This window comes from Domibacillus sp. 8LH (assembly GCF_038806185.1).
In the GTDB taxonomy this organism is placed as follows: Bacteria; Bacillota; Bacilli; order Bacillales; family Domibacillaceae; genus Domibacillus; species Domibacillus indicus_A.
In genome coordinates this window covers 1-5,255 of the sequence record NZ_JAVJNG010000058.1, presented here as the reverse complement: position 1 = coordinate 5,255, position 5,255 = coordinate 1, and the positions used below count along the sequence as shown (strand labels likewise).

Genomic DNA, 5,255 nt, shown 5'->3' with positions numbered 1-5,255 from the left:
GGGATTGAGTTCCATAAAGATGAAGTCGGCTATGCCCTGTCCAAGGGAATGTTTGATGAAGGAATCCTTGTAGCCGGTACCCTGGTGAATTCGAAGACGATCCGGATTGAGCCGCCATTGACTATCGCAAAAGAAGAAGTAGACGAGGTAGTGGCTACATTCAAGAAAGTCCTTGATGGGTTACAAACAGGTGGATAAGAGTTAAAAGAATTTTCTATAGGAGCAAATCAAAATAAGGGTTTGCTCCTTAAACGAAATGAATATGATGAAATTTCATTCAGATATTTAATACTAAAAATAAACCCTGATAGACTTGGTAAATAAACATAAGTCAATCAGTTTAAGATAAAAGTACTAGGGTTGTGATAGCAACAAAAATAGTCAGTTAATTCCAAAAATTTGAGCTGATAAGGAGGAAGATACATGCAGGCAGAGAGAGTGGAATTAAAGAGATCCTTAAAACTATCGCATCTTATTTTAATGGGGCTTGCTTATATGACCCCAATGGTCGTGTTTGATACCTTCGGGATTGTCTCTGAGATGACGAATGGCTATGTTCCGACTGCATATGTCCTGGCATTAGCTGCTATGCTTTTAACGGCTGTCAGCTATAAGAAAATGATTCGGGTTTATCCAACTGCAGGATCTGCTTATACGTATACACAAAAATCTATTAACCCACATTTAGGGTTTATGGTGGGTTGGGCTGCTTTAATGGATTATTTGTTTTTGCCCATGGTAAATGCGCTTATTTTTCAAATCTATTTGTCATCAATCTTTCCGGCCGTACTGGGATGGATTTGGGTAGTGGGGTTTGTAGCAGTTGTAACGCTGTTGAATTTGTTGAGTATTAACTCGACAGCAAATTTTAATACCTTTCTGGTTATTTTCCAAGCTTGTATTATTCTTTTATTTATCGGGATGGCTATCAAATACGTTTTAAATGGTGGCGGAGCAAGCAGTGCTTTTTCTGTACGGCCGTTTTATCAGGAAGGTGCTGATATGTCCCTTCTTATTGCCGGAGCTACATTGCTGTGTTTTTCCTACTTAGGCTTTGACGCTGTAGCTATGCTCGCTGAAGAAACACCGAATCCGAAAAAGATGATACCGCGTGCTATTTTTCTAACGGCATTAATTGGAGGGATTATGTTTATTACTGCCTCCTATTTTATTCAGTCAGTCTTCCCAGACGTATCAGCTTTTAAAGATCCAGAAGCTTCATCGCCAGAAATTGCAGCTTCAATGGGAGGAGCTATATTTCAATTTTTATTTATTGCCGGTGGTATAGCAGGAACGATAGCGTCTGGAATTTCTTCTCATGCAAGTGTAGCCCGTCTATTGTATGTTATGGGAAGAGATCGAATACTGCCTGAGAAATTTTTTGGATACGTACATCCTAAGCTGAGAACGCCTGTATTAAACATTATTTTAGTAGGGGGCTTCTCTCTTACGGCTGTTTTCTTCAGCCTGGCTACAGCGACTTCTTTTATTAGTTTTGGTGCATTAATTGCTTTTACCTTCGTAAATCTATCGGTCATTGCTCATTATGTTTTTAAGAAAAAAGAGCACATGTCTATTAAAGGTTCTTTCACTTACATCGTTATGCCTTTGTTAGGTGCCGCCACTGTTGCTGTATTATGGGTTAATCTTGAGCAGAACTCTCTTGTTCTCGGAATTTCCTGGTCATTTATTGGCTTTCTGTACCTTGTTTACTTGACGAAAATGTTTAAGAAAAAACCGGGGAATATCGAATTTAGTGAAATGGAAGAACTTGAGCCAGCAACCTTGATTGAAAATAATAAAACGATGGATGTGTAGTGGAACAAATGCTTGTCTGTAAATGAATAAGTAGTGTCAAAGCCACTAACGAAACATTTAAGTAGAAATCTGGTTTGAATGTGCTAACTCATAGATATTGCTTAGAGGAAGGAAGATGACCGTTGAAACGTCCAGTTTGTACACCATGTAATGGCAATGGCTGTAAGCACTGCAATAATACGGGCTATCAAGTTCATTTATATCTTAATAAAAAGAAGTAAAATTACTTCTTGATTATTAAAATATGAAAGGCGGGGGTGCCTGAATAGTAGTTTAGGTGCCTTAGCAGCTTATAAAGCCACTAGGAAAGGAATACATTTTACAGGTTACTCTTATCGGAAACATAAAGCACGATGAAAAAGTTTAACATGCATCATACGATCAAAGGGGGTATTTATTATGAAAGAAAAAATGATGAACGTTATTGATTCTCCGGCAAAGGAAACAGATACTGCCAATCCTTTAGAAGAATTTCAAGAAACATTAAAAGAGGCGATTAGTTTTCTGAACTATCCGGATGAGGTATTTTCTTTTTTAAAGAACCCTATGAGGTTTTTGGAAGTAAATATTCCTGTCCAAATGGATAATGGGAAAATTCAAGTTTTTAAAGGGTATCGTGCACAGCATAATGATGCGACCGGGCCTACAAAAGGCGGAATAAGATTTCATCCGGATGTTACCCCTGAAGAAGTAAAAGCGCTAGCAGGATGGATGAGTATAAAATGCGGTGTCACTAATCTTCCTTACGGAGGCGCAAAAGGCGGAATCATATGTGATCCAAGGCTGATGAGCATGAATGAACTGCAAAGGTTGAGCAGAGGATATGTCCGTGCAATCAGCCAGATTGTGGGCCCTACAAAAGACATTCCAGCACCAGATATGTATACCAACTCTCAAATCATGGCATGGATGTTAGATGAGTATGATCATATACGTGAATTTGATTCACCAGGATTTATTACAGGGAAACCTCTCGTTTTAGGAGGCTCTGAAGGAAGAGAAACAGCTACTTCAAAAGGTGTATTATACAATCTTCAAATGATAAGCGAATTAAAAAAACTTCCTTTGGAAGGAATGAAAGTAATCATTCAAGGGTTTGGAAACGTAGGAAGCTTCCTGGCTGAATATTTATATCACTTGGGAATAAAAGTGGTAGGAGTTTCAGATGCTTTAGGAGCGCTTTATGATCCAGACGGTTTGGATATTCCAAGGCTCATGGAAACAAGAGACTCTTTTGGTGTTGTATCGCAGTACTCAGGAAAACCGATAACAAATCAAGAGCTTTTTCAAAAAGAATGCGATGTATTGATTCCAGCTGCTATTGGAGGCGTTATTACAAAAGAGAATGCTGAGCAACTTAAATGTAAGATTATTATTGAAGCTGCTAATGGCCCAACAACCAAAGAAGCGATAAAAATCTTGAATAAACGAGGTATTTTTATTGTGCCGGATATATTAGCGAATTCTGGCGGCGTGGTCGTTTCTTACTTTGAATGGTGCCAGAATAATCAAGGCTATTACTGGTCGGATAAACTGATCGATCAGCGGTTGCAGGAGAAAATGGAAGAGAGCTTTCACGAAGTCCTACAGATTGCAGAAGCATATGGTGTAGATATGAAAATAGCGGCTTATATAAAAGGTGTGAAAAAAATAGCAGAAGCATCACGACTTCGAGGCTGGATTAACTTTTAAGGAAATTGTTTAAACAAAATGGAAATTTATTAATAAAAATGAATGACAGTCATTCATAAGTAAGATATACTTGAACTATAATAAATAGAAAGCGCTTGAATGGAGGGCGAAAACATGGAAATAACCAAAACAGTAGACCTCAAAATGTATATTAATGGGGAGTGGAAAAATGCCACATCAGGTGACAGCAGGCCTGTTATAAATCCAGCAGATGGAAAGGTCATTGGATATGTGGCTGAAGGTTCGGTAAATGATATGAAAGAAGCGATCGAAGCTGCAAGAAAGGCTTTCGATAGCGGAATTTGGTCAGAATTGTCTGCCGCAGAACGTGCAAATTATTTATTTAAAATTGCAGACAAACTAGAAGAATATCAAGAAGAACTTACCCGTTTAGAAATTAGTGATAACGGCAAGCCATTCCGGGAAGCAGATGCAGACGTAATGGACGCAGCCGCTTGCTTCCGGTACTATGCGGGACTTATCACAAAACCAGATGGAGAAACATACCACGTTCCAGCTGACATGCAGGCGATGGTGATCAAAGAGCCGGTTGGAGTCTGCGGTCTGATTGTTCCATGGAATTATCCATTACTTATGGGTGTTTGGAAATTGGCGCCTGCCCTAGCAGCCGGTAATACAGTAGTATTTAAGCCTTCAGAAGTAACCCCCATAACTTCTGCAAAACTGGTTGAAATATTTGAAGAAGTGGGGCTGCCAAAAGGAGTCTGCAACTTGGTATTTGGAGCGGGAGCTGTTGTAGGGAACGAATTGGTTGAAAATCCTCTGATAGACAAAATATCTTTTACCGGTGGTACAGTAACAGGCAAAAACATTATGAGAAAAGCGGCAGATAGTGTGAAAAAGGTATCCTTGGAGCTTGGCGGGAAATCTCCAAACATTATCTTTGCAGATGCAGACTTTGAAACAGCTGTTGATTATGCATTGTTCGGCATTTTTGCCGGAAGCGGGCAAATTTGTGCAGCGGGATCCAGAATTTTAGTAGAAGAATCGATTTACGACCGTTTTGTAGAACGATTTGTAGAACGGGCCCAAAAAATCAAAGTAGGGCCGGGTCATGATCCACAATCTGAAATGGGACCGCTTGTTAGCTCGGAGCATTTGGAAAAGGTACTTAGTTACATTGAAGTTGGGAAGCAAGAAGGGGCACGCTTAGCTTGTGGCGGAAACCGGATCACTGCCAATGGACTTGATCAAGGCTATTTTGTAGAGCCTACTGTTTTTGTAGACGTAACTTCAAGTATGAAAATTGTTCAAGAAGAAATCTTTGGTCCTGTTGTAGTCATTCAGAAATTCAAGGATGAACAAGAAGCGATCCAGCTGGCGAATGATTCTGTATACGGACTAGCTGGCAGTGTTTTTACTATAGACGGGGCAAAAGCACTGCGTGTCATTAAGAAACTTCGCGCGGGTATCACTTGGATTAATACGTACCACTTTACGTTTAATGAAGCGCCATGGGGCGGCTATAAACAAAGCGGGATTGGAAGAGGCCTTGGAACCTATGGGTTAGAAGAATACCAGGAAGTAAAGCAAATTAACATTAACTTAAGTGTGGAACCTATCGGCTGGTTTGAAAATTAATTTATTATATAGGAGTGATTTAAATGGAAAAAACAATTAGCAAAAAAGAAAATCAACAATATACAGAAGTAAGCGAATATATCAATAAAGTGCTCAGCCTGATTGAAAAAGAAGCAATTACTGAAGAAGACGCCCAGTGGATT

3 protein-coding genes and 1 pseudogene are annotated in these 5,255 nt (G+C 39.4%); all 4 read left to right on the top strand.

Annotated features, from left to right (window positions below; genetic code table 11):
* Positions 1-198, top strand: a pseudogene (locus RG959_RS23695) (putrescine aminotransferase); the annotation flags it as partial.
* Positions 199-423: 225 nt separating this feature from the next.
* Positions 424-1,818, top strand: a complete 1,395-nt coding sequence (locus RG959_RS23690) for an APC family permease (protein ID WP_342799257.1) — start codon at positions 424-426, stop codon at positions 1,816-1,818.
* Positions 1,819-2,217: 399 nt separating this feature from the next.
* Positions 2,218-3,510 carry a Glu/Leu/Phe/Val family dehydrogenase gene (locus RG959_RS23685; RefSeq protein WP_342799256.1) on the top strand — a complete coding sequence of 431 codons (1,293 nt, stop codon included), beginning with the start codon at positions 2,218-2,220 and terminating at the stop codon, positions 3,508-3,510.
* A 114-nt stretch (positions 3,511-3,624) separates the two neighbouring features.
* Positions 3,625-5,112 (top strand): aldehyde dehydrogenase family protein, encoded by a 1,488-nt coding sequence (locus RG959_RS23680; RefSeq protein ID WP_342799255.1) that lies wholly within the window; start codon positions 3,625-3,627, stop codon positions 5,110-5,112.
* Positions 5,113-5,255: the final 143 nt, after the last annotated feature.